Here is a 22,134-nt window from a genome sequence, read left to right as displayed (position 1 = left end):
CCTGCGAAGCCCCGGAATAACGGCTGACAGGCTCTCTGACAGGCTCAAGGCATGGCCCAGACGGAGGATCGCTTGATCTCCTGGTCCTCCAGCTCCCGCGTCGTCGGCACGCGGTATTCGGCTAGGAAGTTCAGGCCCGAGCGGGGGAAGTAGGTGCGGCCCGGATCGCCGATCAGCACCCGTGTCCCCTTCGCCCGCGCCTGATCCAGCCAGGCCAGAACCGCCTCGGTCATCGGTTTTTCGTAGCAGATGTCCCCGGCGCAGATGACATCCACCGGGGGCGGCGGCGCCTCCAGAAGATTGCGGTCGGTAAAGCCCAGGACCACGCCGTTGGCCTGTGCATTGGCCGCCACCGCCGCCTGGCAGAAGGGGTCGATGTCGGCGCACAGGACCTGGGCCGCCCCCGCCCGCATCGCCGCCACGCCGACCAGGCCCGAGCCGGCGGCGAAGTCCAGAACCCGCATGCCGGCGACCTCGTGCGGATGATCCAGCACATAGCGCGCCAGGGCCTGGCCGCCCGCCCAGGCGAAGGCCCAGAACGGCGGCGGCAGGCCCATCTGGCCCAGCTCCTCCTCGGTCAGGCGCCAAATCGGCGTGATCTCATCGGCCAGCCACAGGGAGATTTCGGGCGCGTGCGGCACGGGCTGCAGCCGAGTCTGGCTGCGGACGAAGGCGGCGGGATCGGCGACGGTCACGGGGCGGGGCGTGTCGTCACGCTGCGCAGCACGTCCAGATAGCCGGGCGCGACCTCCACCGCCCGCCCTTGCGGCCGGGCGCGCACGGCGCGGTGCAGGGCCGGCAGCTTCCAACAGGGCACATGCATGAACAGATGATGCTCGGCGTGGAAGTTGACCCAATAGGGGGCGATGAAGGCGCGTTCCCACCAGCGGGCGCGGGTGGTGCGGGCGGCGCGGAAGGCGTTCGTGCCACCGCCCTCGACACAGGCGTGTTCGGCGATGTTTCTCAGCCGCGTGACCATCGGGAACCAGGTCGCCATCGGCAGCAGCCACAGGGCGAAGAAGGCCCACCAGACGCCCGCCGCGATGAAGCCGGCCAGCAGGACGGCGTTGAACGCCAGGAAAGGCAGGACAGACCGTCCGATGACGATGGACTCATAATCGTGGGCGGCTTCGTGCATTCCTTTTGCGCTATCGCTTGTCGGGCTGCTTGAGCGCAGTCCCTTCGCGCTATCGCTTGAGGACGGCGCGGCGCGGATTTGGGCCAGGGGCAGCAGCACTCGCTGCTTGAAGAAGGTCTGGCCGGTCAGGTCGCGGATCAGCTTGCGTCGCAGCGAGGCGGGCGTAACGGGGAAGGGCGCCGACAGCATCCGGTCCGGATCCTCGGGCTGCTGGACGAAACGGTGATGGCGCAGATGATAGGGGCGGTAGTCCTTCAGACTGGCGCCGATGGGCACGGCGCACAGCCAGTGGCCCAGGAAATCGTTCAGGCGGGCGTTCCTGGACAGGCCGCCGTGCGCCGCCTCGTGCATCAGGATGGCCAGGCCCAGCTGGCGCGTGCCGACGACCATGACGCAGATCGGGATCAGCCAGGGGGCCATCACCCCCGCCGTCACGGCCAGGCCGATCACCGCCCAGCAATGCAGAACCAGAAGCGGCCCGACCCAGGCCGAGCGCGTTTGGAACGGCGCCCATTCTTGGGGCGTGAACAGAATCGACGGAGCGATGCGCGGTGCGGCGGGCATGGCGCAGTCTAACCCCGTCGGCGCGTCTGGAAAAGCAACGGATGAATGTGGGGATATCCTGACAAAAAGTCAGGTTGACATGACATCAAGCCAATGTAAGGTTGGCCTTACAAGAAGGAGCTCCCGATGTTCGCTGCCTGGAAGACCGGAACGCCGGCGCATCGGCGCTATCTGATCCGCACGATGGCGTTCACCGCGCCCTATGTCGCCATCTCCGTGGCGATGATGACCACGGACGCCTTCGACGAAATCATGGGCAGGCCGACGGCCTGGGTGCTGGCGGCGGTGGTTTCGGCGCCTGTGATCGGTCAAATCTGGGCGACCCTGGCGCTGATGCGCGAAAGCGATGAATTCGTGCGCGGCGTGACCGCCAAACAGTTCATCGTCGCGTCCGGGCTGACGCTGGCGGTCGCGGCGTTCTGGGGCTTCGGCGAGAGTTTCGCCGGGGCGCCGCACATGCAGACCTGGCTGATCGTGCCGGTGTTCTGGGCCCTGTACGGCATTGTCTCGCCCTTTATCCGGAGCAGCCGATGAAGAATCGTCTGAAGCTGTTGCGGGTCGAACGCGGCTGGACCCAGGAACAGCTGGGCCAGGCGCTGGGGGTGTCGCGTCAGGCGGTGATCGCCCTGGAGACCGAACGGCACGATCCGTCGCTGGACCTGGCCTATCGCATCGCCGCCGTGTTCGAACGGCCGGTCGAGGATATCTTCGAGAACCCGCATTCGGCCTGACCGGAAAGTCAGAATAACCTTACAATTGGAGACTGTGATGTCGAATCCCGTTCGCCCTTTCCGGGGCGTCTTCGCGCCCCTGCGCCTGGCCGTCGTCCTGGGCGCTCTGATCGCCTGCGCCGGCGTCGACAACGACACGGCTCGGGCCGAGGCTCGATCCGGCGGTCCGGGCGCGGCGGCCGCCGCGCCCTTCGTTTCGGACCGGCTGTCGGTGGACGTGGTCGGGCAGGGGGCGGACGTGATCCTGATTCCCGGCCTGGCGTCCTCACGCGAGGCGTGGCGGGCGACGGCGGATCGGCTGAAGGCGACGCATCGGGTGCATCTGGTGCAGTTGGCCGGGTTCGCGGGCGAGCCGTGGCGCCATGGCGACGGCGCTTTCGTCCAGCCCGAAGTCGAGGAACTGGCCCGCTACATCCGTCAGGCCGGGCTGAACCGGCCGGCGGTGATCGGCCATTCGATGGGCGGCCTGAGCGGTCTGTTGCTGGCGCAGCGACAGCCGGGTCTGGTCGGCCGGCTGATGACGGTGGACAGCCTGCCCTTCTACAGCGCCCTGTTCGGTCCGACCGCGACGCCCGAAGGCGTCAGGCCGTTCGCCGACCAGGCGGCCGCCATGATCGTGGGCGCGGACGACGCTCGGTTCCGCACTCAGCAGGAGGCCACGGCCAAGGCACTCTCGCGGACGCCGGAGGAGCAGGCGCGGATCGTCGCCTGGTCGATGACCAGCGACCGCCACGCCGTCGCCTCGGCCATGAAGGACGTGATGACGATCGATGCCCGGCCGGGGCTGGCGGCCATGACGACGCCGGTGACGGCTCTGTACGCCGCCGATGCCGACGGCGGAGCGTCGGCGGCGGGCGCCGACGCCCTGTGGGCGCGCGAGTATTCGGCTTTGCCGGGAGTGACGCTGATCCGGGTGGACGGATCGCGCCATTTCATCATGGCCGACCAGCCCGAACGGTTCGCCGCCTTGGTGGAGGCGTTCCTGGCGCACCCCTGATCCGTGCATCCCGGCTTTCGCCGGGGATGAACGGGTTGTTTATGAGGTCTTCGGCGTCACATCGCCTGCCTTGACCGGGGCGCCGCCGAACTGGTCGGCGTAGGCCGGGGCCAGCAGGGTGCGGAAGGTCGATTGCGGCAGGGCGATCCAGTAGTCGCCGTCCGAATGCGGCCCGATCTGATAGGAATCGAGCAGGAAGGTGATCCCGCCGATCTTGCCCGGCTCCGACCCCGGCGTCAGGATGAAGGGCGTGGCCAGGGCCTTGGGGCAGGTCCACATCTTGCCGCCCAGGGTCGCGGGCTCAGATCCCGGCGAACGGGCCTGTTTGGCCGCGTTGGCGGCGGCGCACAGGGCCTTGTCCAGGGCGACCGTGTCCGGCCCGGCGCGGAACAGATCGGCGAAGCCCAGAGGCCGCTTGGCCGTCTTGTCCCAGACGACCCCGCCATAGGTGACATTGGGGTGGGCGCCGCCCGTGTCCTCGAAATTGGTGCGCGCCAGGCTGATCAGCCTGGGCGTCTCGCCGCCCGGCGAATAGGCGACGGTGCGCGTATAGGGACGGTCGCCGCCGCCCGCCTCGCTGAGGTCCGCCTGGGCGCCCTCGGCGAACTGGCCCAGTTCGCGCACCCCGGCCTCGTACAGGGCCGCGCGCAGGCCGGGGGCGGTCTTCACCGTCTCGGGCAGGGTCAGTTCGACGCTGGCGTAGTCGGTCTTGGCGTCATAGGCCAGCGGCCCGTCCACGGCGGCGGGGGCCGGCGCCGGCGTCGGCTGGGCGGGCTTGTCCTCGCGGCGCTGGCAGGCGGCCAGGGTTGCGGACAGGGTTGCGGCGACGGCGACGGTGATCAGCAGGATCTTGGCGGGGGAGGAGCGCATGCTTTCGGTTCCTATCGCGGGGCGCGTCGGGGGGACGCTAGGGGAGGGGAAATCAGGACGGCGACCAGACTGCGCCCAGGCCGATGGCGAAAAGCAGGATGAAGCCCGCCTCCCGGTTCGACCGGAACAGCCTCAGGGCCAGGGGGCCGTCCGCCGGAGCGATCCGGCGCGTCTGCAAGGCCAGATGCGCGGCGTAGGCGATGAGGCCGATCCAGAACAGCGGCCCCAGCCCGGCCGCCAACCCCGCCAGGGCGGCGAACACCACGGCCAGCGCGTAGAAGACGGCGACCCCCGGCCGCACGGCCGAGGCAAGCCGCCGCGCCGAGGACTTCACCCCGACCATGGCGTCGTCCTCGATGTCCTGAAGGGCGTAGATGGTGTCATAGCCCAGGGTCCAGAAGACGCCGCCGATCCACAGCAGGATCGCGGGCAGATAGACCTGCCAGGCTAGGCCGACGGCGTAGCCGCTGTCGCTGGCGGGCGACCATAGGAAGGGGCGGAACTCGCCAGCCAGGTCGGCAGGGAGCAGAAGGGCGGCCGCCGCCAGGGGCAGGGCGGCGGCGAACCCCATCAGGGCGCCCCAGTTGAAGGTCAGTCCCAGCCAGGCCTGGGGCCACCAGGTGATCCGCTTCATGAAGGGATAGGCCGCGACCAGGGCCAGCGAGCCGACGCCCAGCAGGATCGCCACGGTCGGCAGGGTCAAAAGGATCGACAGGCTGACCAGGCTGCAGCCCACGACGAAGGCCCACGCCTGCTTGACGCTGAGCCGGCCCGAGGGAATGGGTCGTTGAGCCGTGCGGGCGACCTTGGCGTCGAAGTCGCGGTCGACGATGTCGTTGAAGGCGCAGCCCGCCGCTCGCATCAGACAGGCGCCGACGCCGAAGCCGACGAAAAGCCAGACATCATACAGCCATAGATCATACAGGCCCGGCGCCTGGCGATACTGCGCCAGGGCCAGGGCGATCCCCTGCCAGCCGGGCAGCAGCAGAAGCCAGATGCCGATGGGCCGGTCGAACCGCCCCAGCTTCAGCCAGGGTTTCAGTCCTTCGGGCGCATGGCGGTCCACCCAGTTGGCGCCGGCGTCGGGTAGGGGGGCGAACGTCATGCGGCCCAGACTAGCGGCGAAAGGCGCAGGGGTGAAGGCGTGGACGACGCGACCGACCTCGCTGTTCGTCACGCCGGGGCTGAGCGGAGCGAAGGGCCCGGAACCCAGGGATGCCGCAGCGGCGTCAAACGCATCCGGCGACGGAGAGGTCCCCCTGGGTTCCGGGTTCGTCCTTCGGACGCCGCGGAATGACGACTATCGACCATGCGCCGATTGCGCTCAGTTCTGGTGAACTTCCCCCGAGCCCGAGATGCTGCTGTTCAGCTTGGCCGGACGCAGGGCCAGGTTGATGTCGCCCGAGCCGTTGATGTCGACGTCCACCGTGCCGGTGGCGGCGACCGTCGCCTCTCCGGAGCCGGCGATGTCGATCTTGGCGTCCTTCAGCGTCAGGCTGGCCAGGTCGGCGTCGCCCGCACCGGCGATGTCCAGGCTCAGCCGATCGGCGCGGCCCGAGGCCGAGACGTCCGACGACCCGGCGATGTCCAGCGCCAGCGACGGTTGGTCGTAACTGCGGATGGTCAGATCGCCCGAGCCGTTGGCGACGAAGCGGGTCACATTGGGGGCCGTGACGACGACCTTCAGTTCGTCGCGCTCCGTGCGGGCCGAAAAATTCCCGCTGTCCCAGCCGAAGACGACGCGCTCGTCGCCTTCGCCCAGACGGATATGGCCGTCCTCGATCCGCACCCGGTCGGCCAGGGCCTTGGGTCCGGTGACGACCACGGAGTTGGCGTCGCCCTGGACGTATTCGACATCGACGCTGGAATCGACGGTCAGGGTCTCGCCGCCGGTCCAGGCCAGGGTGCGGGTGGTGAGGGGGCCGAGGTCGGCGGCGTCGCCCTGGACCCGTTCGAAGCGAACGGTCTCGCCGTCGCGGTTCTTGATGGTCCAAGCCCAGCCGTGGCGTTGCAGGTCGTGGCCGCCGATGGCGAGGGCGCCGCCCACAGTGACCAAACACAGCACCAAGGCGGCGCCGGCGATGATGAACAGGGTGCGGATCATGCCGAAACTCCCGAAGGCGAGGTGGATTGGGAGGAAGAAGAAGGCTCAAGCGCGGGCTTGAGCAGGCGGTAATGCAGGCGGGCGAACCATACAACGCCGTTGACCAGCCAGATGGTGAAAATGGTCAGGAGGGCCGCGATGAAGACGGCCCCGGCCATCAGGCCCAGCCCCATCAGGATCGCCGCAAAGGGCCCGCCGGGGAAGCCGGCGAAGGGGCCTGCGACCATGACCACCCCGCCGCAGACGAACATGACGACGGCGGCGATGAAGAAGCCGAACACGGTCCCCACCACGCCCATCAGCAGGGGCAGAAGGATCAGGATGTCCAGCGCGCCCAGGCCCAGCACCGCGAAGACGGCGCCGGCGGCGGCGGACGGGTTCTTTTCCTGGCGCCAGCGCTGGATGCCGGCCTCGGCCTTCAGTTCGCGGGCCAGCCGGACCGGATCGCCCAGCGCCGCCGCGACCTCGGCCTCGGTGCGTCCGGCGGCCAGGCCGTCGTCGAAATGGGTCTGGTAGTCAGCCAGTATGTCGTTGGCCGTGGTGGTCGGCAGTCCGACCAGCCCGTCCTTCAGGCGATTGATGAACTCGGCGCGCGTCATTGGGCGGCTCCCTGGTCGGCGTCGTTCGCCACGATGGCGTCGACGGCCTTGGTGAAGGCGGACCATTCGGCGGTCTGGGCGGCCAAGGCCGCGCGGCCCGCCTCGGTCAGGCGATAGTATTTCCGGGACGGCCCGGACGAGGATTCGACCAGATAGGTCTCGACCTGGCCCTCGGCCTGCATCCGCCGCATCAGGGGGTAGATGGTGCCTTCCCCCATGTCGATGGCGTCCGCAAGCCGGCTGGCGATCTCGTAGGCGTAGCTGTCCGCCCGGTTCAGAAGGGCCAGGACGCATAGCCCAAGCACCCCCTTCTTCAGCTGTATCTCGATGGTTTCAGGCACCTCGATCTCTCCCTGTGATGGAAATCGAATACGGCAAGGTATCTTGTGACGCAAGGTAGCTGTCGAAACATGACAGCGATTTAATCGTGGCGCTTAGCGGCCCAGCTTGCGGCGGCTTTGCGGCCGGATCGGCGTTGATCGCTTGGCAAGGCTGGAACGATCCGATAGGTGATCGGCAAAGCGCCGGGCGTGGCAATCACGTCAGCGTGACAGTTGCGATTCGTTCGCAAGCGTCTGCTGAATAACGGTTTTATGGGGAAGACTCCTATGGGGATGGGCAAGCGAGCCCGAGGGACGGTCAAGGGCGCAATCCGCGCCGCGTCCCGGATCGTGCTGGGGGCCGGACTGGCGGTGGCCGCCGCGGCGCCGACCTGGGCGCAGGACCTGATGGGTCAGCCGACGCCGGGCGGGATCGGCTTGCAGCCGGCCGCCTCGCCGCTGAAGCACGACGCGCATTTTTTCCACGACGTGATCCTGCTGCCGATCATCGTCGGCATCACCCTTCTGGTGCTGGGCCTGCTGACCTGGATCGTCTTCCGCTACAACAAGAAGGCCAATCCGACGCCCGCGCGCTGGAGCCACAACACCACGGTCGAGGTGATCTGGACGGTCCTGCCGGTCGTGATCCTGGTTTTCATTTCCCTGTTCTCGTTCCGCCTGCTGTTCGCCTATCACGACATGCCGCGTCCGGACCTGACGGTGAAGGTGACGGGCAATCAGTGGAACTGGGCCTATGAGTATCCCGACCAAGGCGTGGCGGAATACATCTCTAACATGCTGCCCGAGGATCAGCTGGCCTCCCGTGGCCTGCCGCACAGCCTGTATCGCCTGGCCGCGACCGAGCCGATGGTGGTTCCGGTCGGCAAGACGGTGCAACTGGTCATCACCGCTTCGGATGTGATCCACGCCGTCGCCCTGCCGGCCTTCGGTCTGAAGACCGACGCCGTGCCCGGCCGAATCAACACCACCTGGTTCAAGGCCGAACGCACCGGCGTCTTCTATGGCCAATGCTCGGAACTGTGCGGCGTCGATCACGCCTTCATGCCGATCGAGATCCATGTCGTCAGCCAGGCCGAGTTCGAGCGCTGGGTCGCCTCCAAGGGCGGCTCCATGACGCCCAAGGCCGCCGCGCCCGCCGCCGCTCCTGGTGCCGCCCCGGCTGCAGAAAGCGCCGCTGCGACCCCCGCGGCCGCGGCCGCCGCGACGACCCAACCCGTTCCCGTCGCGGCGCCCGCCGCGCCGGCCGCCCAGTAAGAGGCGAACAGAAATCCATGGCTGACGCTATCCTCACCCGTGACGCCGCCCACGACGGGCACGCCCACGACGATCACCACGACCACAAGGTCGGCTTCTTCACCCGCTGGTTTCTGTCCACGAACCACAAGGACATCGGCACCCTGTACCTGATGTTCGCCATCATGGCGGGCATCGTCGGCGGCGCCCTGTCGGGCCTGATCCGCTGGGAACTGGCCGAGCCGGGCATCCAGATCTTCAAGGAAGGCTCGTCGATCCAGCTGCTGGGCCTCGTGGAGCAGTCCAAGCACGGCTATAACGCCGTGGTCACGGCCCACGCCCTGATCATGATCTTCTTCATGGTCATGCCCGCCATGATCGGCGGTTTCGGCAACTGGTTCGTGCCGATCATGATCGGGGCGCCGGACATGGCCTTCCCGCGCATGAACAACATCTCCTTCTGGCTGCTGGTCGCCGCCTGGTGCCTGCTGATCCTGTCGATGTTCGTCGACGGCGGGCCGGGCAAGGGCTTCGGCGGGGGCTGGACGGCCTATCCGCCGCTGTCGACCACGGGCCACGTCGGCCCCGCCTTCGACCTGGCCATCTTCGCCCTGCACGTCGCGGGCGCCAGTTCCATCCTGGGCGCGATCAACTTCATCACCACCATCCTGAACATGCGCGCGCCGGGCATGACCCTGCACCGGATGCCGCTGTTCGCCTGGTCGGTGCTGATCACCGCCTTCCTGCTGCTGCTGTCGCTGCCCGTCCTGGCCGGCGCCATCACCATGCTGCTGACCGACCGCAACTTCCACACCCACTTCTTCGATCCCGCCGGCGGCGGCGATCCGATCATGTACCAGCACCTGTTCTGGTTCTTCGGCCACCCGGAAGTGTACATCCTGATCCTGCCGGGCTTCGGCATCATCAGCCACATCGTCTCGACCTTCAGCCGCAAGCCGGTGTTCGGTTATCTGGCCATGGCCTACGCCATGGTGGCCATCGGCTTCGTCGGCTTCATCGTGTGGGCGCACCACATGTACACGGTCGGCATGAGCATCAATCTGCGCGCCTATTTCATCGCCGCCACCATGATCATCGCGGTGCCGACGGGCGTGAAGATCTTCAGCTGGATCGCCACCATGTGGGGCGGCTCCATCAGCTTCAAGACGCCCATGCTGTGGGCCATCGGCTTCATCTTCCTGTTCACCGTCGGCGGCGTGACCGGCGTGGTCCTGTCGAACGCCGGCATCGATTACAGCCTGCATGACACCTATTACGTCGTGGCCCACTTCCATTATGTGCTGTCGCTGGGCGCCGTATTCGCCATCTTCGCGGGCTTCTACTACTGGTTCGAGAAGATGTTCGGCGTGAAGTACAACGAATTCCTGGGCGCGTTGCACTTCTGGATCATGTTCGTGGGCGTGAACCTGGTCTTCTTCCCGCAGCACTTCCTGGGCCTGCAGGGGATGCCGCGCCGCTACATCGATTATCCGGACGCCTTCGCCCTGTGGAACCACGTCTCGTCGATCGGCTATGTCATCACCATCGTCGGCGTGGTCGTCTTCCTGATCATGCTGCTGGAGGCCGCCATCCGTCGCCGTCCGGGCGTCGCCAACCCCTGGGGCGAAGGCGCCACGACCCTGGAGTGGACCCTGTCCTCGCCGCCCCCGACCCACCAGTTCAACGAACTGCCGGTGGTCAAGGGCGACGACGGCCACTGATCCCGTTTCGGACCGCCAGTGGGCCGCTCTTTCCATAGGAAGGAGCGGCCTTCTGCTTTCCAGTGTGCTATGCCGCGCGCGCAGATGACCGAAGTTCAAACCCCCACCGAGGCCCCGACCCAGGACCGCCCCCCGGTCTCCACCGCCCAGCCGGAAGACTTCTTCCAGCTGTTGAAGCCGCGCGTCATGTCGCTGGTGGTCTTCACCGCCGCGACCGGCCTAGTCGTCGCGCCGGGATCGATGAACCCCTTCGCCGCCGCCATCGCCATCCTGTGCATCGCCGTGGGCGCGGGCGCGGCCGGCGCCCTGAACATGGCGCTGGAGGGCGAGACCGACGCCCTGATGCGGCGCACGCGCGGGCGTCCCGTCGCGGCCGGCCGCATCCGGAAAAATGATGCGATGGCCTATGGGGTGATCCTCAGCCTGTTCTCGGTCATGCTGCTGGGCATGAACGCCAACTGGCTGGCGGCAGGGCTCCTGGCCCTGACCATCGTCTATTACGCCGGATTCTACACCCTGCTGCTGAAGCGCCGGACGCCCCAGAACATCGTCATCGGCGGGGCGGCGGGCGCCTTTCCCCCGGTGATCGGCTGGGCGGCGGCGACGGGCCAGGCGCCATGGCAGGCCTGGCTGCTGTTCCTGATCATCTTCCTGTGGACCCCGCCGCACAGCTGGGCGCTGGCGCTGTATTCAGCCGGCGACTACGCCAAGGCGGGCATTCCGATGATGCCGGTGGCGCGCGGCGCCAAGTCCACTCGCCTGCAGATCCTGATCTACAGCCTGGTGTTCGTGCCGGTGGCGATCCTGCCCGGCCTGACAGGTCTGGGCGGCCTGGTCTATCTGGCCGTCTCGATCCTGGGCGGGGTCGGCTTTCTGGGTCTGGCGCTGCGGCTCTATCGCTCGCGCGCGGGCGACGAGCCCGACAAGGCCGAAGCCGTGGGACGCGAGGCCGCATTGTACGATGTCCGCGCCCAGGCCAAACCGGCGCGCGACCTGTTCGCCTTTTCCATCCTCTATCTGATGGCGCTGTTCTCGGCGCTGCTGGTCGAGGCCCTGTCCGGTGTGGGAGCCTAATGCCATGCGTCTGACGCCCGAAGAACTGCGCGCCCGCAAGCGCCGCAACCTCTGGATCGCCCTGGCCCTGGTCGCCTTCATCGTCCTGGTCTTCGCCACCACCGTCATCCGTCTGCAGCAGAACCAGGCCGACGAGCGGGCCCTGCGCGACGCGGTCGAAGGCGGGCCGCTATGAAACCTGGCCGCAAGAACATGATCGCCGTCATCTGCGTGCTGACGGTGATGGGGATGACGGGCGCCGCCTTCGCCGCCGTGCCGCTTTACCGGATGTTCTGCCAGGTCACGGGCTTCGACGGCACGACCATGCGGGCGGACAAGGCGCCCGACACCGTGCTGGACGAGACGGTCACGGTGCGGTTCGACACCAATGTGCGCGGCGTGCCCATGATCTTCCGCGCCGAAAGCCCGACCCAGCGCGTGCGGATCGGGGAAACGGGCCTGGCCTATTTCGACGTGACCAACACCTCGGACAGGCCGATCCAGGTGCGGGCCAGCTACAACGTCTCGCCCGAACAGACGGGACCGTATTTCCAGAAGCTGCAATGCTTCTGCTTTACCGACCAGACCCTGGCGGCGGGCGAGACGCGCCAGTTTCCGGTCCAGTATTTCATCGCCCCCGAACTGGCGACCGACCGCGAGGCCAAGGGCGCGCGCGACATCACCCTCAGCTACACCTTCTTCCCCTCCGTGGACGCGCCGAAAGCCTGATGGGCAAGCCCGGCGTGGACTTTCCCGGCGTCGGCTGCGGCCTGGTCATCCGGCGGGCCGACGGACGGGTGCTGCTCTACAGACGGTTGAAGGCGCCCGAGGCCGGGTTCTGGAGCATCGTCGGCGGCAAGGTCGATCATATGGAGCCCAGCCTGGAGGCCGCCCGGCGCGAGGCCGAGGAAGAGAGCGGTCTGACGATCGGCGACGTCGACTTCCTGTGCCTGGCCGAAGCCCTGCTGCCCGACGACCGCCAGCATTGGGTCTCGATGATCTATGTCACGCGCGACTTCTCCGGAGAGGCGCGGCTGACCGAGCCGCAGGCCTTTTCCGACATGGGCTGGTTCGACCCCGAAACGCCGCCCCAGCCCCTGTCGGTCTTCACCGCCCAGGCCCTCGCGGCGCTGGAAAAAGGCGGAAAGACGGCGCCCCTCTGGCGCGGTGAAAGAGGGAACGCTATAGCCGAAAGCAAAGGCGACTCTATCGCCTGACGACAGGGATGAAACGCATGGCCGATGCGCACGCTGCTCCGCAGCACGACTACCATCTGGTGCCGCCCAGCCCGTGGCCGTTGCTGTCCTCCATCGGCGCGACCGTCATGTTCATCGGCGCCGTCATCTGGATGAAGGGCCTGGCCCCCGCCGAGGGCGGTCCGATCGCCGCCAACTTCTTGGCCCAGGGCAAGCCGGCCGTCTTCTTCGCCGGCCTGGCGGGGGTGCTGATCTCGGCCTTCGGCTGGTGGTCGGACGTGATCAAGGAATCCAAGGCGGGCGATCACACCCCGGTCGTGTCCCTGGGCCTGCGCTACGGCATGATCCTGTTCATCGCATCCGAGGTGATGTTTTTCGTCGCCTTCTTCTGGATGTTCTTCGACATGGCCCTGTTCCATGAATCGCGCGCCCTGACGCCGGAAGTCGGAACCTGGGCCGACACCGCCAAGGCCTGGTCGACCTGGCCGCCCAAGGGGGTCGAGGTCCTGTCGCCGTGGCAACTGCCGCTGCTGAACACCGTGACCCTGCTGCTCTCGGGCTGCACCGTCACCTGGGCGCACCACGCCATCCAGATCGGCGACCGCAAGGGCGCCAAGATCGCCCTGGCCATCACCGTGGCCCTGGGCGTCCTGTTCACCTGCGTCCAGGCGTATGAGTACCACCACATCCTGCACGAGAAGCTGTTCTTCAACGAAGAGGCCGTGAACTCGGGCCTGTACGGGTCGATCTTCTTCATGGCGACGGGCTTCCACGGCTTCCACGTCCTGATCGGGACGATCTTCCTGGCGGTCTGCCTGATCCGCCTGCTGGCCGGAGACTTCACCCCGCAGAAGCATTTCGGCTTCGAGGCGGCGGCCTGGTACTGGCACTTCGTGGACGTGGTCTGGCTGTTCCTGTTCGCCTTCGTCTATGTCGTCTTCGGTTGATCCAAGACGGGCCTGAGGTTTCCGAGGCGGCGCGGCGGGGCGAGCCATCGTCCCGCGCCGTCGCCGTTTGCACAGACCCGGTGCGGGCGGGTCTGCGGGGGCGGTGTCCGCGCTGCGGGAAGGGCGCGCTGTTCGACGGCTTCCTGAAGGTCCGTCCCGCCTGCGCCGCCTGCGGCCTGGACTATTCGACCATCCAGACCGGCGACGGGCCGGCGACCTTCATCATGCAGATCGCGGGCTTTCTGGTCGGCTTTTCGGCCCTGTTCGTCGAGATCAAATTCCATCCGCCGATGTGGGTGCATCTGGTCGTCTGGCTACCGCTGGTCGTCGTCCTGTCCCTGGCCCTGATGCGGCCGGGCCGGGGGCTGATGATCGCCCTGCAATACCGGAACCAGCGATGAAGCGTTTTCCCTGGATACTGACGGTCCTGACAGCCGCCGCCCTGGTTCTCTTGATCGGCCTGGGCGTCTGGCAGGTCGAGCGGTTGAAGTGGAAGGAAGGGCTGATCGCGGCGGCGGATGCGGCGGGCGCCCAGCCGCCCGCGCCGCTGGAGACCCTTCTGGCCGGGGCGGAAAAGGGTGCGGGGCTTGAGTTCCGCAAGGCCCTCATGACCTGCCGGGGCCTGGCCACCGCGCCCTTCGTGGAGCTTCAGACCATCCATGACGGGGCGCCGGGCGTGCGCCTGATCTCGGCCTGCCGCCCCGAAGGCCAGGTCTTCACCCTCCTGATCGACCGGGGCTTTCTTCCCGACGCCGTCACGGCCCGGCCGGCCGTCGCGCCGTCCACCCTGCCTGTGGTCCTGATCGGTGAGTTTCGCACGGCGCCCAGGCCCGGCGCCCTGTCGCCCCCGCCGCGCGACGGCCGCTTCTTCGCCCGCGACACGGCCGCCATGGCCCGCGCCCTGAACGTCTCAGGCCCGCTGCGGCCCGAGGTGGTCTATGCCCTGACCGCGACCAATCCGGAGATCGACGCCATGGTCGTCTCGGCGCCGCCGGCGGCCTTTTCCAATAATCATTTCGGCTACGCCCTGACCTGGTTCGGACTGGCGATCGCGCTGGTCGGCTTCTATGTGGCGCTGCTCCGTCGGCGAACGAAGAAAGACATTCCTCAAGCAGCCGCGCACCGCGTACGCGGCGATAGGAAAGAGTAGAGTCCTGAGCGCGCAACTGCACACCCTGTCCAACGGCGTCCGCGTCGTCTGCGACCCCATGCCGGGGCTGAAGACCCTGGCCGTCGTCGTCACCATGAAGGGCGGCGCCCGCTGGGAGGCCGAAAACCGTTCCGGCTGGTCGCACCTCCTGGAGCATTTGGTGTTCAAGGGCGCCGGCGACATGGCCGCGCGCGAGATCGTCGAGCGGATCGAGGCCGAGGGCGGCTCCATCAACGCCTCCACCGGCTATGAACGCACCAGTTTCGAGGTGCGCGGCCTGGACGGTTCCCTGCCGCTGGCGATGCAGGTGCTGTCGGACCTGGTGTTCCGGCCCACCCTCGATCCAGCCGAGATCGAGCGCGAGAAGGACGTGGTGGCCCAGGAGATCGCCGAGGCCTTCGACACCCCCGACGACCATGTGTTCGAAATGGTCCAGACGCGCGCCTTCGCCGGCCAGCCGCTGGGCCGGCCGATCCTGGGTTCGGTCGCCAGCCTGAAGCCCGCCGATCGCGCGACCATGGAGGATTGGCGCGCGCGTCTCTATTCGCCCGACCGGATGGTGGTGTCGGTGTCCGGGGCGGTGGAGGAGGGCGAACTGCTGGCCTTGGCCGAACGCTGGTTCGGCCAGGCGACGCCTACCCCGGTCGAAACCCCGGCGCCCGCGGTCTTCGTGGGGGGGCACGCCCGGCTGACGCGCCGGATCGAACAGGCCAATCTGGTCTTCCAACTGCCCGCCCTGGGCGCGACCGATCCGGCCCTGCCGGCCCTTCGTCTGTACGGCGAAATCCTGGGCGGGGGCATGGCGTCCCGCCTGTTCCAGAGCGCGCGCGAAGCCCGTGGCCTGGCCTATGCCATCGACGCCTATCAGGAGCCGTATCAGGACGCGGGCGTCCTGGGAGTCTACGCCGGGGCGGCGGCCGAGCGCGCCGGGGAGCTGGCCGAGGTCTGCGCCCACGAGGTGCGGGGCCTGGCCGAGGCGGGGCCGACGCCCGCCGAAATCTCGCGCGCCAAGGCGGTGATGAAGGCGGGCCTGTGGATGTCGGACGAAAATCCTATGAGTCGCGCGGGCCGCAACGCCGCCCAGACCCTGATCTTCGGCGCGCCGCGTTCCAGCCTGTCCCTAACCGAGGAGCTTGAGGGCCTGACGATCGAGGACGTGCGCGCCGTCGGCGGCCGCCTTTTGGCGTCGCGCCAGGCCGCCAGCGCCGTCCTGGGCCCCAAGGCTGCGGCCACGGCGGGGGAGACCTTCGCCGCGGCCCTGTTCGCCTGAGTTTTTGCAGGAACGCGCGGCGGCTCTTTCGGGTTATGTTGACGCTTTCAAATCCCGGAGATGTCATGCCCGTCCGCGTCGCCCTGATCGTCGGCAGCCTGCGCAAGGGCTCCTATTCGCGCGCCATCGGCCTGGCGATGAAGGCCATCGCCGCGCCCGGCCTGGAGATCGAGCCGGTCCAGATCGACGACCTGCCCCTGTACGATCCCGATCTGGAGACGGACACGCCGCCCCCGGCCTGGACCCGCTTCCGGGACGAAATCTCGGCGACCGAGGCGGTGCTGTTCGTGACGCCGGAGTACAACCGTTCCATCCCCGGCGCCCTGAAGAACGCCCTGGACGTCGGCTCGCGCCCCTACGGGCAAAGCGTCTGGTCGGGCAAGCCAGCGGCCATCGTCAGCGTGTCGCCCGGCGCGCTGGGCGGCTTCGGCGCCAACCACCATCTGCGCCAGCCCCTGGTCTTCCTGCACATGCCCACCATGCAGCAGCCCGAGGCCTATATCGGCAACGTCGCCAGCCTGCTGGACGAGAACGGCCAACTGAAGAAGGACGACACCCGCCAATTCCTCAACAGCTTCACGGACGCCTTCGCGGCGTGGATCGAGAAGACGAAGGGGTGAGACGCCCGAGCTGCAGAGGCCCTGCGGCGGACCCTTCGCCCAATTGAAAACGGCGGCCCGTTGCGGGGCCGCCGTCGTCGTTTCGGATGGGTCCGACCTTAGGCGGTCTGGAGCTGGCCAGCCGATTCCTTGCCCGAACGCTTGTCGCGTTCCAGCTCGTAGGAAACCTTCTGGTTTTCGTCCAGGCCGCGCAGGCCGGCGGCTTCGACGGCCGAGATGTGGACGAAGACGTCCTTGCCGCCGTCGTCGGGTTGAATGAAGCCGTAACCCTTGGTGGGGTTGAACCATTTGACAGTGCCGGTAGCCATTTTAGACCTCCGTTAGAAGTTGACCGAGGGAACGTCCCTGCGGCCTGTCGGGTCTGAATGGGATCGGCCTGGACTCATGCGTTCGCAAGGAGAGTGGGCGTTACGCAGAGAGATCGACGAGGCTCATTAGCGCAGGCTTTTCGGATAAAAGCAAGGCGGGGCGAATTAGGGCGGTTGGGCGACGGAACGGCCGCGCTTCCAAGGCGTTGTCTCTGCTCACGAAAGGTCTACCGTCATGAACCGCACCCATGTGGTCGAGCGTGCCTACCAGCTTGCCCGGACGCCCGAATGTCTGAACACCGGCGATGTCGTGAAGGCCCTGTCGGCCGAGGGCTACTCGAACGCCGACATCTCCCATTTCCAGGGGGCGTCGATCCGCGCCGATCTGAACCGCATCTGCAAGGCGACGGCGGCCCAGGCCGCCTGATCCCGCCTTACGCCAGCCTGCTTAAGCCAGCCCGGCCAGAACCGGCGCCTCGGCCGCGCTGTCGGGGAAGACGCGCGTATCCAGCGCCGCCCGGTCGATGCCCATGTGGTCGCGCAGGACGCCCTTGAACACGGATCGGATGTCCAGGGTCGGGCGCAGGTCTCGATCCTCGAACAGCTGACCCTGGGCCAGGGTGGGCCAGTCGCCGACCGGCCCGCCGCGCTTCAGGGCGCCGCCGGCCAGCAGCAGGGACGAGGCCGTGCCGTGATCGGTCCCTTGCGTCCCGTTGGCGCGGGCGGTGCGGCCGAACTCCGTGGCCGCCACCACCAGGGTGCGGCGCCAGTCGTCGCCCAGCGCCGTCATCAGGCCGGTGGTCAGCTGGTCCAGCCCGGTCAGCCGCGTCTGGAGCTGGGCCTTCTGGCCCGCGTGGGTGTCCCAGCCGTCCAGGGAGACGGCGACGACGTCGGCCCCCTCCGCGCCCGTCATCAGCCGGGCCACCGCCTCCCCCAGGGCGCGCGCATCGTTGCGGCGCACAGACCCGTCGCCCGAAGCCTCGGCCTGGGTCTCGGTCGCCAGGCCTCGCATCAGGTTCGGCCCCAGCAGCGGATCGTCGGCATAGAGGTCCTGCAGCCGCAGGGCCAGGCGGTCGTCGGGCCGCACCTGACTGCCCGGCGACCAGCTTGAGACGGCCGCGTCTCCGCGCAGGATCAGCGGCGTCTGGGCGCCGATCGACAGCCCCTTCAGGGGCCGCCCCCCGGCGGCGGCGATGGCGCGGTTCAACCAGCCGTCCTCCCGCCGGCGCAGGGTGGCGGCGCCGTTCTCCAGCACGTCCTGCGCCTCGAAATGCGAACGGATGCGCACGGGCAGGGCCACGGCGGGCGCGAAGCGCAGCTGTCCCCGACCGTACAGGCCGTGCAGTCCCGTCAGGGCCGGATGCAGGCCGAAACCCTCGCCCAGGGGCAGGGCGCCGTCCGGCTGGCCCGGCGGAGGCACGGCCAGTCCGCCGCGCAGCGGAACATAGGCGGCGTCGCCATAGGGCGGCGTGACGGACAGGCCGTCCATGGCCCCGCGCGCGATCAGCACGACCAGCTTGGGGCGGGCGGCTGGCGACAGGGCCGAGACACGCCCGGCGAAGGCCAGGCTGATCCCGGCGGCGGCCCCGCCCAACAGGGCGCGGCGATCAAGGGCGAAGCGGGTCATCGGCGCTGGAACTCCGGCGACATGAACAGAAGGGCGAGGGCTTCGGGGCGGCTTTCGGCGCGGGCGACGCTCTGTCGGGTGCGCGCGCTCATGCGGTCGCCCAGGGCCTGGTCTGCGGTCTGGACGGGATCGGCGCCCCGCGCGCTCTCGGCCATGGCGCGCGACCAGTCCAGCCGCTTGACCAGGGCGTCCGGCCCGGCCCAGTCGCCGGCGGCATCGGGCCATCCCTGTGGCGAGGGCGGCGAGAACGGCGGCTGGCCCATGGCGATCAGGGCCTGGCGCAAGGGGGGAAGCCGCTGGGGCCAGACGCCCAGGGCGCGATGGGCGGACACCACGAACTCATATGGCGTCTTCACCTTGGCAGGCTGGGGCGTCCAGATCTCGGGCGCGGCGATCAGGGCCTGGGCCACCTGGGACAGGTCGCCGCCCGTGCGCGTCCAGATCCGCTCCAGCCGCGCCGCCAGGGCCGGGGGCGGGTCGTCGGCGACGAAATGGGCCGCGATCCGGTGCGACAGACGCCGCGCCGTGGCCGGGTTGCGGGCCAGGTCGCGCAGGATCGCCTGCCCCTGGGCCAGGCCCGCCTGGCGATAGGTCTTGCCCATGACGGTGCGGGCGCCCGGCTCATGCACATTGGCGCGGAACAGGAAAGCGCCCGTGACGCCATTGTCGCGGTCGCGGGCGTTCGGCGTGGACCAGCCGGTCAGGGCGCGGGCCAGTTCGGTCACATCGCCCTGCGTGTAGCCGCCGTCGACGCCGACGGTGTGCAACTCCATCATTTCGCGTGCCAGGTTCTCGTTCAGTCCGGCCGAGCGGCGGCGCCCGGCGGGACTGTCCGGCCCGACGGAGCGCGCCTGATCCAGATAGAACAGCATGGCGGGGTGCTGTTCCGCGGCCAGGGCCAGATCCTCGAACTGGCCGAAGACGTGGGGGCGGATCGCCTCGCGCTCGAACGGGTCGGCCAAGGCGCCGGCGTCGAACTTGACCAGGGAGACGGTGAACAGGTTCGACCAGAACAGGGCCCATCTTTCCGCAAAGCCGTCGTCGGTCGTGGCGGCGAAGCGGGCGCGCGCCAGGAAGGCCTGGTCCGTGTCGTCGGCGATGGCGCGCCGCGCCGCCTGGCGCGCCTCGCGCTGGGCCTCGGCGGCGGGGTCCACGGCGCCGGGCATGACGCCGGGCATGGCCCAAGCCGCCGGACCTGGCGGCGTGGCCGGCCGGGACGCGGCGGCGCGATAGTCCTGAAGCTGGTCCAGACGCCGGGCCGAGTCGGGAAAGTCGCCAGGCGGTTGGGGCGCGCCCTGAGGCCGGACCTGGGCAGTCAGCCAGCCGCGCGGATCGGGCGCGACGCGGGCGATCTCGCCGGGCCGCGCGCCCAGGCCAAGCCGGGTCAGGGCCAAGGCGGCGTCATGCGCGGATGCAGCCATTGCAGTCTCCTCGTCGCCCCCGAGGAGTATAACGTAACGGGCTAAAATCTCCGTCGCCGTCTTCACCGACGATGCGAAAAATCCGGCCGTCCGATCGGGCGGCTTGTCAGGCGGCCTGGGCCAGCCCCGCCTCGGCGTCGGCGATCAGGTCGCGGTCGTCCACCTGCCACGGATGGAAGTCGGGCTTGTAGAAGGCCAGATAGTCCCCGATCATCCGCCGATACAAACCCGGCTTCAGCCACAGCCAGCGGAACAGGCCAAACCGCGCCTTCCAGCCCACGATTCCGTCCTGTTTCAGCAGCATCAGCGTCGTCTCGCGCACCGTCCGTGTGAAAAGAAGGGTCGTCAGGACCATGGCCCAGCGCCGTATGCGCCAGCGTTTCAGCGGGCTGAGATCGCGGGTCGCGTACAGGAAGACGTCATAGGCCACGCCCTTGTGCTCGATCTCCTCGATGGCGTGCCAGCGCCACAGGCGGGCCAGATCGGGCGGCGATCCCTTCAGAAAGTCGGGGTCCGCCAGCAGCCTGTGGGCGAAGGCGGCGGTGAAATGCTCCAGCGCCATGGTCGCCGCCAGCTGGGCCAGGGCCGGGCGGGCGCGGGCGATGTTCAGGCGGGCCGTCACATGGGCCTCGATCTCGGCGGTCTCGTAGCCGGCTCGGGCGGTGATGGCGTTGAAGGCCATGTGTTCGCGGGTGTGGGCGCCTTCCTGAACGGTGAAGGCGCGGATGTCGGCGGCCAGGGCCGGCGGCGCGTCCTTGGCGAACCGCTTGACCGACTGGATGAAGAACCGCTCGCCGTCGGGGAAGGTCAGGCTGAGGGCGTTCATCACGGCCGTGCCGAACGGGTCGCCGTTCAGCCACCAGCGTGGCGTCGCGGCTTCGCGGTCGATATGCAGGTCGCGCGGCTTGATCTGGAGGTCGGCGGGGGTGGCGGATTTCGCCATTTTGCGGCTCCTCGGCGTTTGTCGTCGATTTCGAGCGGAACATGGAGTTAACTGACATCAATGTCAACTAATGGTCCGGTGAGGCGGCGGCGCGGCTCGGTCGCGCGCGAAGAGGCGCTGGAGGCGGCGCGCGACCTCTTGCTGTCGGGCGGCCCGGCGGCTGTGACGCTGAAGGCGGTGGGACAGCGGATGGGCGTTGGTCACGCCAATCTGATCCACCACTTCGGCTCGGCGGCGGGGCTTCAGGGCGCGCTGATGGACGCGATGGTGCGCGACCTGGCCCGGCGTATCGAAGACGGCCTGGGCGAAGGGCGCGCGGATGTCGAGCCGGGTCGGCTGATGACCGTCGTGTTCGACGCCTTCGGCAAGGGCGGCGCCTCGCAGATGGCCGCCTGGCTGGCCCTGGCGCGCGAACAGGGACGGGCCGAAAGCTTCGCCCAGGTGGTGCGCGATCTGGCCGAGCGCCTGGCGGCCATGGCGCCGGACGATTCCCGCGCGGCGGAACGCGCGCGGTCTCTGGTCATGACGGCCGCCTACATGGCCTTCGCCGAGGGTCTGATCGGAGACATATTGACGCCCATGCTGGGGGCGCCCCAGGGCCTGGGTCAGGATCTGGCGCTGAAGCTGACCGCGACGCTCTTGGCGGAACCGTGAGTGCAGGCCACACTGATCCTGGTGTATGAGGGGTCATGGCCCTATTGGACTGGATGAGCGATGTGACCGGGCCGGTGGTCCGGGGCGAGGGGGTGCTGCTGCGCCCGCCGCGCGCGTCCGACCATGCGGCCTGGGCGGCCCTGCGCGACCTGTCGCGCGACTATCTTCAGCCGTGGGAGCCGGCCTGGCCCGACGACGACCTGTCCAAGGCCGCCTTCCGCCGCCGCCTGTCGATCTATGCGCGCGAAATGGAGCTGGGCAACGCCTGGCCCTTCTTCGTCTTCATCGACGAGGGGCGGACCCTTGCCGGGGCCGTGACCCTGTCGAACGTGCGGCGCGGCGTGGCCGAGACGGGCACATTGGGCTACTGGATCGGTCGTCCTTTCGCCGGACAGGGCCACACCACGGCGGCGGTGCGCGGCGTGGTCGGCTTCGCCTTCGACCGGGTCAAGCTGCACCGGCTGGAGGCCGCCTGCCTGCCCACCAATGTCGGTTCGCGCCGCGTGCTCGAGAAATCGGGTTTTCGGCAGGAGGGCAGAGCCCGGGCTTATTTGAAAATTAACGGCGAGTGGGCAGACCATCTGTTGTTCGGCCTCGTCGAGGACGAGTTCGATCGCAGCGGGCGAGCCCCTTTGCCGTGAGGAAAT

The 22,134-nt window shown here is 68.5% G+C and carries 28 protein-coding genes; 17 read left to right on the top strand and 11 right to left on the bottom strand.

Annotated features, from left to right (window positions below; translation table 11 throughout):
- Positions 1-44 precede the first annotated feature (44 nt).
- Together QE389_RS07805 and QE389_RS07800 are read right to left on the bottom strand one after the other, a co-directional pair.
- On the bottom strand, positions 45-695 hold the full coding sequence (locus tag QE389_RS07805; protein WP_307366059.1) for a methyltransferase: 651 nt from the start codon (positions 693-695) through the stop codon (positions 45-47).
- Positions 692-1,702 carry a fatty acid desaturase family protein gene (locus QE389_RS07800; protein WP_307366057.1) on the bottom strand — a complete coding sequence of 337 codons (1,011 nt, stop codon included), beginning with the start codon at positions 1,700-1,702 and terminating at the stop codon, positions 692-694. The genes QE389_RS07805 and QE389_RS07800 overlap by 4 nt, the downstream gene beginning before the upstream one ends.
- A gap of 126 nt (positions 1,703-1,828) precedes the next feature.
- On the opposite strand from QE389_RS07800, the gene QE389_RS07795 reads away from it, so the two are divergent.
- The 3 genes from QE389_RS07795 to QE389_RS07785 are packed head-to-tail and all read left to right on the top strand — an operon-like array spanning position 1,829 to position 3,430.
- Entirely contained in the window at positions 1,829-2,236 is a 408-nt protein-coding gene (locus tag QE389_RS07795; RefSeq protein ID WP_307366055.1) for a hypothetical protein, read from the top strand.
- Positions 2,233-2,433 (top strand): helix-turn-helix transcriptional regulator, encoded by a 201-nt coding sequence (locus QE389_RS07790; protein WP_307366053.1) that lies wholly within the window; start codon positions 2,233-2,235, stop codon positions 2,431-2,433. Before QE389_RS07795 ends, QE389_RS07790 begins: the two co-directional genes overlap by 4 nt.
- 37 nt (positions 2,434-2,470) lie before the next feature.
- The gene (locus tag QE389_RS07785) at positions 2,471-3,430 is read left to right on the top strand and encodes an alpha/beta fold hydrolase (RefSeq protein ID WP_307366051.1); all 960 of its coding nucleotides are present in this window, start codon (positions 2,471-2,473) and stop codon (positions 3,428-3,430) included.
- A 39-nt stretch (positions 3,431-3,469) separates the two neighbouring features.
- Here the strand turns inward: QE389_RS07785 and QE389_RS07780 are convergent, their stop codons facing one another.
- The 5 genes from QE389_RS07780 to QE389_RS07760 form a co-directional block, all read right to left on the bottom strand.
- Positions 3,470-4,300, bottom strand: a complete 831-nt coding sequence (locus tag QE389_RS07780) for a DUF3298 domain-containing protein (RefSeq protein ID WP_307366049.1) — start codon at positions 4,298-4,300, stop codon at positions 3,470-3,472.
- A gap of 52 nt (positions 4,301-4,352) precedes the next feature.
- Positions 4,353-5,405, bottom strand: a complete 1,053-nt coding sequence (locus QE389_RS07775; RefSeq protein WP_307368971.1) for a UbiA family prenyltransferase — start codon at positions 5,403-5,405, stop codon at positions 4,353-4,355.
- Between the two features lie 219 nt (positions 5,406-5,624).
- A complete protein-coding gene (locus QE389_RS07770; protein WP_307366047.1) occupies positions 5,625-6,404 on the bottom strand; it encodes a GIN domain-containing protein in 780 nt (259 codons plus the stop codon).
- The gene (locus QE389_RS07765) at positions 6,401-7,003 is read right to left on the bottom strand and encodes a DUF1700 domain-containing protein (RefSeq protein WP_307366045.1); all 603 of its coding nucleotides are present in this window, start codon (positions 7,001-7,003) and stop codon (positions 6,401-6,403) included. Before QE389_RS07765 ends, QE389_RS07770 begins: the two co-directional genes overlap by 4 nt.
- Positions 7,000-7,344 (bottom strand): PadR family transcriptional regulator, encoded by a 345-nt coding sequence (locus QE389_RS07760; RefSeq protein ID WP_307366043.1) that lies wholly within the window; start codon positions 7,342-7,344, stop codon positions 7,000-7,002. The genes QE389_RS07765 and QE389_RS07760 overlap by 4 nt, the downstream gene beginning before the upstream one ends.
- Positions 7,345-7,617: 273 nt before the next feature.
- On the opposite strand from QE389_RS07760, the gene coxB reads away from it, so the two are divergent.
- The 11 genes from coxB to QE389_RS07705 all read left to right on the top strand — a co-directional run bounded on the left by coxB (position 7,618) and on the right by QE389_RS07705 (position 16,534).
- Entirely contained in the window at positions 7,618-8,598 is a 981-nt protein-coding gene (coxB, locus tag QE389_RS07755) for a cytochrome c oxidase subunit II (RefSeq protein ID WP_307366041.1), read from the top strand.
- 17 nt (positions 8,599-8,615) lie between these two features.
- Positions 8,616-10,298 (top strand): cytochrome c oxidase subunit I, encoded by a 1,683-nt coding sequence (ctaD, locus tag QE389_RS07750; protein WP_307366039.1) that lies wholly within the window; start codon positions 8,616-8,618, stop codon positions 10,296-10,298.
- 84 nt (positions 10,299-10,382) lie between these two features.
- Complete coding sequence (cyoE, locus tag QE389_RS07745; protein WP_307366036.1) at positions 10,383-11,372, top strand: heme o synthase; 990 nt, start codon at positions 10,383-10,385, stop codon at positions 11,370-11,372.
- 4 nt (positions 11,373-11,376) lie between these two features.
- On the top strand, positions 11,377-11,547 hold the full coding sequence (locus QE389_RS07740) for a hypothetical protein (protein WP_307366035.1): 171 nt from the start codon (positions 11,377-11,379) through the stop codon (positions 11,545-11,547).
- On the top strand, positions 11,544-12,080 hold the full coding sequence (locus QE389_RS07735; protein WP_307366033.1) for a cytochrome c oxidase assembly protein: 537 nt from the start codon (positions 11,544-11,546) through the stop codon (positions 12,078-12,080). Before QE389_RS07740 ends, QE389_RS07735 begins: the two co-directional genes overlap by 4 nt.
- The gene (locus QE389_RS07730) at positions 12,080-12,568 is read left to right on the top strand and encodes an NUDIX domain-containing protein (protein WP_307366031.1); all 489 of its coding nucleotides are present in this window, start codon (positions 12,080-12,082) and stop codon (positions 12,566-12,568) included. The genes QE389_RS07735 and QE389_RS07730 overlap by 1 nt, the downstream gene beginning before the upstream one ends.
- A 17-nt stretch (positions 12,569-12,585) precedes the next feature.
- Positions 12,586-13,494: a cytochrome c oxidase subunit 3 gene (locus tag QE389_RS07725; RefSeq protein ID WP_307366029.1), complete on the top strand. Its 909-nt coding sequence runs from the start codon at positions 12,586-12,588 to the stop codon at positions 13,492-13,494.
- Positions 13,495-13,574: 80 nt separating this feature from the next.
- On the top strand, positions 13,575-13,895 hold the full coding sequence (locus QE389_RS07720) for a DUF983 domain-containing protein (RefSeq protein WP_307366028.1): 321 nt from the start codon (positions 13,575-13,577) through the stop codon (positions 13,893-13,895).
- Positions 13,892-14,644, top strand: a complete 753-nt coding sequence (locus tag QE389_RS07715) for an SURF1 family protein (protein ID WP_307366026.1) — start codon at positions 13,892-13,894, stop codon at positions 14,642-14,644. The genes QE389_RS07720 and QE389_RS07715 overlap by 4 nt, the downstream gene beginning before the upstream one ends.
- A gap of 58 nt (positions 14,645-14,702) precedes the next feature.
- Entirely contained in the window at positions 14,703-15,914 is a 1,212-nt protein-coding gene (locus tag QE389_RS07710; RefSeq protein WP_307366024.1) for a pitrilysin family protein, read from the top strand.
- Between the two features lie 65 nt (positions 15,915-15,979).
- On the top strand, positions 15,980-16,534 hold the full coding sequence (locus QE389_RS07705) for an NADPH-dependent FMN reductase (RefSeq protein WP_307366022.1): 555 nt from the start codon (positions 15,980-15,982) through the stop codon (positions 16,532-16,534).
- 98 nt (positions 16,535-16,632) lie between these two features.
- Here the strand turns inward: QE389_RS07705 and QE389_RS07700 are convergent, their stop codons facing one another.
- Positions 16,633-16,842: a cold-shock protein gene (locus tag QE389_RS07700; protein ID WP_292180508.1), complete on the bottom strand. Its 210-nt coding sequence runs from the start codon at positions 16,840-16,842 to the stop codon at positions 16,633-16,635.
- Between the two features lie 235 nt (positions 16,843-17,077).
- Between QE389_RS07700 and QE389_RS07695 the strand changes: the two genes are divergently transcribed.
- Positions 17,078-17,269, top strand: coding sequence for a hypothetical protein (locus QE389_RS07695; protein ID WP_292086649.1), 192 nt, complete (start codon positions 17,078-17,080; stop codon positions 17,267-17,269).
- A 21-nt stretch (positions 17,270-17,290) separates the two neighbouring features.
- Here the strand turns inward: QE389_RS07695 and QE389_RS07690 are convergent, their stop codons facing one another.
- The 3 genes from QE389_RS07690 to QE389_RS07680 form a co-directional block, all read right to left on the bottom strand.
- Positions 17,291-18,469: a DUF1501 domain-containing protein gene (locus QE389_RS07690; protein WP_307366020.1), complete on the bottom strand. Its 1,179-nt coding sequence runs from the start codon at positions 18,467-18,469 to the stop codon at positions 17,291-17,293.
- Positions 18,466-19,890, bottom strand: a complete 1,425-nt coding sequence (locus tag QE389_RS07685; protein WP_307366018.1) for a DUF1800 family protein — start codon at positions 19,888-19,890, stop codon at positions 18,466-18,468. The genes QE389_RS07690 and QE389_RS07685 overlap by 4 nt, the downstream gene beginning before the upstream one ends.
- A 106-nt stretch (positions 19,891-19,996) precedes the next feature.
- Positions 19,997-20,833 carry a metal-dependent hydrolase gene (locus QE389_RS07680; RefSeq protein ID WP_307366016.1) on the bottom strand — a complete coding sequence of 279 codons (837 nt, stop codon included), beginning with the start codon at positions 20,831-20,833 and terminating at the stop codon, positions 19,997-19,999.
- 60 nt (positions 20,834-20,893) lie between these two features.
- Between QE389_RS07680 and QE389_RS07675 the strand changes: the two genes are divergently transcribed.
- A complete protein-coding gene (locus QE389_RS07675; RefSeq protein WP_307366014.1) occupies positions 20,894-21,487 on the top strand; it encodes a TetR/AcrR family transcriptional regulator in 594 nt (197 codons plus the stop codon).
- A 35-nt stretch (positions 21,488-21,522) separates the two neighbouring features.
- Entirely contained in the window at positions 21,523-22,128 is a 606-nt protein-coding gene (locus tag QE389_RS07670) for a GNAT family N-acetyltransferase (protein WP_307366012.1), read from the top strand.
- Positions 22,129-22,134 lie beyond the last annotated feature (6 nt).

It is taken from the genome of Brevundimonas sp. SORGH_AS_0993, from assembly GCF_030818545.1.
In the GTDB taxonomy this organism is placed as follows: domain Bacteria; phylum Pseudomonadota; class Alphaproteobacteria; order Caulobacterales; family Caulobacteraceae; genus Brevundimonas.
This window is presented reverse-complemented; position numbering and strand designations above follow the sequence as displayed.